The following is a 3,778-nucleotide window of genomic DNA, read 5'->3' on the forward strand; positions in this document are numbered from 1 at the left end:
GATCATAGATTTTGTGAATTTTGTCATTCTAAATTAAAGTAATCAGCTCTATAGCCAGCACTCAAGGATTATCATCTCGATGGAAAAAGACTATGTCACAAAAGAACTTAGCTGGTTATCCTTCAACGAAAGAGTGCTCCAAGAAGCGGCAGATAAGTCAGTCCCCTTAATCGAAAGAGTTCGTTTTTTAGGTATTTACTCGAAAAACCTCGATGAGTTTTACAAAGTCCGATTTGCTGATGTGAAGCGAAAGATCTTACTTCAAGATCCACAGCTAACCTCCAACTCGCCGAAAAGCCTACTGACTAAAATGCAGAGCAAAGCAAGCAAGCTCGATGCTCAATTCCATGAACTGTATAACGACTTGCTATTGGAATTGGTACGCAATCGTATTTTTCTGGTCAACGAACAACAAATCAGCGAAGAACAAAGTGGCTGGATAAAAAAGTACTTTAAGAAAAAAGTGCTGCCACACTTAACTCCGATTCTCTTGAACGAAGATAGCCAGTTACTTAATATTCTCAAAGATGAACAAAGTTACTTAGCCATCGACATCGAGCGTGATGCATCATCTCAATATGTCTTACTCGAAATCCCATCAGAAGCACTCCCTCGATTTGTTAAGTTACCGGAAACTTCGGGTTCGCAGCGTACAACTTTGATCTTGTTAGATAATATAGTTCGATTTTGTTTGGATGACTTACTTAAAGGATTCTTTGAGTATGACTCATTGCGTTGTTTTGCGATAAAAATGACACGTGATGCCGATTATGATCTGCAAGAGGACAATGAAAATAACCTATTAGAATCGATGTCTTTAGGTTTAGAACAGCGCTTAACGGCACTGCCGATACGTCTGATCTATGAATCTGAAATGCCAACTGAAATGCTCAACTTCTTACAAGTCAGACTTAAACTGTCTGACTATGACAGTGTCATCGCAGGTGGTCGCTATCATAACTTCAAACATTTCTCTGAGTTCCCAAGCCTTAACCGACGTGATTTAGTTAATCGTCCTCTACCCGCGATTAAGTGCGCGCATTTCAGCCATTACCCAAACTATTTCGAAGCGATCAAAGCTCGCGACATCTTACTGCATTATCCTTATCACACCTTTAGTCACATCACTGAACTGGTTAGGCAGGCTTCCTTTGACCCGAAGGTAACCTCCATCAAAATAAACGTTTACCGTGTTGCGGAAGGCTCAAAACTCCTCAGCTCGATCATCGATGCGGCGCACAATGGCAAAAAGGTCACTGTGGTTGTCGAGCTGCAAGCACGCTTTGATGAGCAAGCCAACATTCAATGGACCAAGAAACTTCAAGAAGCGGGTGTAAAAGTCATCCATGGCATCCCAAGTTTGAAGATCCATTCCAAGTTGCTGCTCATCAAACGAAAAGAAGGCAAGCATACCGAGCATTATGCCCATATTGGCACTGGCAACTTCCATGAAGTTACAGCGCGCGTGTATACCGATTTTTCTCTGCTCACTGCGAATGAAGATTTGACTCAAGAGGTGAGACAAGTCTTTAAGTATATTGAAAACCCTTATCAAAAGTCCCAGTTCAAGCAACTGATTGTGTCACCAAAGAATACTAGAAAACGTCTGTACCAATTGATAGATAATGAAATACAAAACGCGATAGAAGGTAAACCTGCAAGCATCACTCTAAAACTCAACAACTTGGTCGATCGAGAGATCATTGAAAAGCTCTATCAGGCTAGCCAAGCCAATGTAAAAGTGAGAATGGTCATTCGCGGCATGTGCTCTCTTGTCCCTGGCATACCCAACATCAGTGATCATATTGAGATAGTCAGTGTGGTCGATCGTTTCCTCGAACATCCGAGAGTGATGATATTTGGTAACGCTGGAAAGCCGAAGGTCTATATATCTTCCGCTGACTGGATGACACGAAATTTTGATCACCGCATCGAAGTTGCAGCTCCAATTTTAGATCCAAAGATCAAGCAAACCATTATCGATATCACCGAGTTTCATTTCGATGACAGCAACAAAGCTCGAGTGCTAGACCAAGCGATGAGCAACTCTTACACACAACCACCAGCAAACCTACTTGATTACCCGACGTCACAACTCTCCACTTACCACTATATTAAACGTATGGAGAAACTTGCTCGCAAGAAGTACAAACAAGAGAAGAAATCATGCCGCTAATTGATAACAAACATTCTCGATGTATTGCCGCTATCGACTTGGGTTCGAACAGCTTTCACATGGTGGTTGCCCGAGTATTCGATCAACACCTGCAATTAGTCAGCAGACACAAACAGAAAGTGAGATTAGGTGATGGATTGGATGAACGTAACGTCCTATCTGAAAGCGCTATCGAGCGAGGCCTAGAATGCCTCAAGGTGTTCGCAGAACGACTGGCGGATTTTGAGCTTGATGATGTCAGAGTTGTTGCGACTCATACCCTAAGAAAAGCCAAAAACGCTAAAGACTTCTTAGAGCAAGCCAAGCCACTGTTTCCTTTTCCAATAGAGATCATTTCCGGTCAAGAAGAAGCTCGAATAATCTATAACGGAGCAGAACACACTCAAACCGCTTCTGAATCTAAGTTGGTTATTGATATCGGTGGAGGGAGTACGGAACTCGTCGCCGGACAAGGCTTTACTCCTCTAATTATGCGCAGTTTACCGATGGGATGCGTCAACTTCACTCAACGTTTCTTTGCTGACGAAGGGCTAACTTCGCGACACTTCTCAGATGCTTATACCGCAGCTACTCGTCTATTGATGCCATTGATTGAAGAATACACAAAAGCCCCTTGGGAAATCGCTTTTGGCTCATCTGGTAGCACGAAATCAATAAAAGAAGTACTCATTGGCTTAGGGTTCACCGATGGTCTCATTACGCCCCAACGCCTGTCCTATTTAAAGAATCACTTATGTGAGTTTTCATCATCCAACACCGTAAATCTTTCAGGCTTAAGTGATGAGAGAAAGCCTGTGTTTGCTGCAGGCGTCACCATTCTTTCAGCAGCAATGGATACGCTAGACATCAAGGAGTTACATTTTTCTGATGGTGCCCTGAGAGAAGGCGTTCTTTATGACATGGAGGATAGGTTTAAAGATATTGATATTCGAACAAGAACTGCCGAAACGCTCGTCTCTCGATACCATGTAGACGTAACTCATGGCGAGAAAGTGAAAGTGCTCGCTCTTTCATTGCTGAAACAAGTACAGCCTCAAGTGACAACTGCGGTCACTAATGAGCTGTATGATCTGCTTGGTTGGGCTGCAGTACTTCATGAGGTAGGACAAAGCATTGCATTCCAAGGCTATCACCGCCATTCGGCTTATCTGCTTAAGCATACGACAATGCCAGGCTTTAATACTGAGCAACAACGCCTTATATCAGCATTGGTTCGCTATCAAAGAAAAGCGCTCAAACTACAAGATTTGCCGGAACTTTCTCTGTTTACTCAGCAACAAGTCACCCTGCTGATTCGTATATTGAGACTCGCTATCTTACTCAACCGTCAGCGAAATCAAGCACTGGCCCCAGACGTGACTCTAACGATTGAACAACAGGATAACTGGGAATTGAAAGGAACTAACAGCGATTGGTTGGCCCAAAACCAACTGCTTGATTATGAGCTCAGAGAAGAGCAACAACGTTGGAAAAATGCAGAATGGTCGTTGCAGCTAAAATAACGAACAGTCAATCGAGTAGGAGGAGGCCTCACGGCCTCCGTCCTCTCACACCACCGTACAAGCGTGGGTCGCATACGGCGGTTCCGAATATATTTTCAGT

Annotated in this window: 2 protein-coding genes; both read left to right on the top strand. The window is 43.3% G+C overall.

Annotated elements, in window-relative coordinates; all coding sequences use genetic code 11:
- Positions 1-79 precede the first annotated feature (79 nt).
- Positions 80-2,176 carry a polyphosphate kinase 1 gene (gene ppk1 / locus AB4517_RS22620; RefSeq protein ID WP_017066137.1) on the top strand — a complete coding sequence of 699 codons (2,097 nt, stop codon included), beginning with the start codon at positions 80-82 and terminating at the stop codon, positions 2,174-2,176.
- On the top strand, positions 2,167-3,678 hold the full coding sequence (gene ppx / locus AB4517_RS22625) for an exopolyphosphatase (RefSeq protein ID WP_017062532.1): 1,512 nt from the start codon (positions 2,167-2,169) through the stop codon (positions 3,676-3,678). Before ppk1 ends, ppx begins: the two co-directional genes overlap by 10 nt.
- The last annotated feature ends 100 nt before the right edge of the window (positions 3,679-3,778 follow it).

Origin of the sequence: Vibrio sp. 10N.222.52.C3 (assembly GCF_041474195.1) — a bacterium.
Lineage (GTDB): Bacteria > Pseudomonadota > Gammaproteobacteria > Enterobacterales > Vibrionaceae > Vibrio > Vibrio crassostreae_C.

Excerpts from the sequence above, each read along its gene's own strand:
- ppk1 (WP_017066137.1), top strand. The coding sequence starts at position 80 with ATGGAAAAAGACTATGTCACAAAAGAACTTAGCTGGTTATCCTTCAAC.
- ppx (WP_017062532.1), top strand. The coding sequence starts at position 2,167 with ATGCCGCTAATTGATAACAAACATTCTCGATGTATTGCCGCTATCGAC.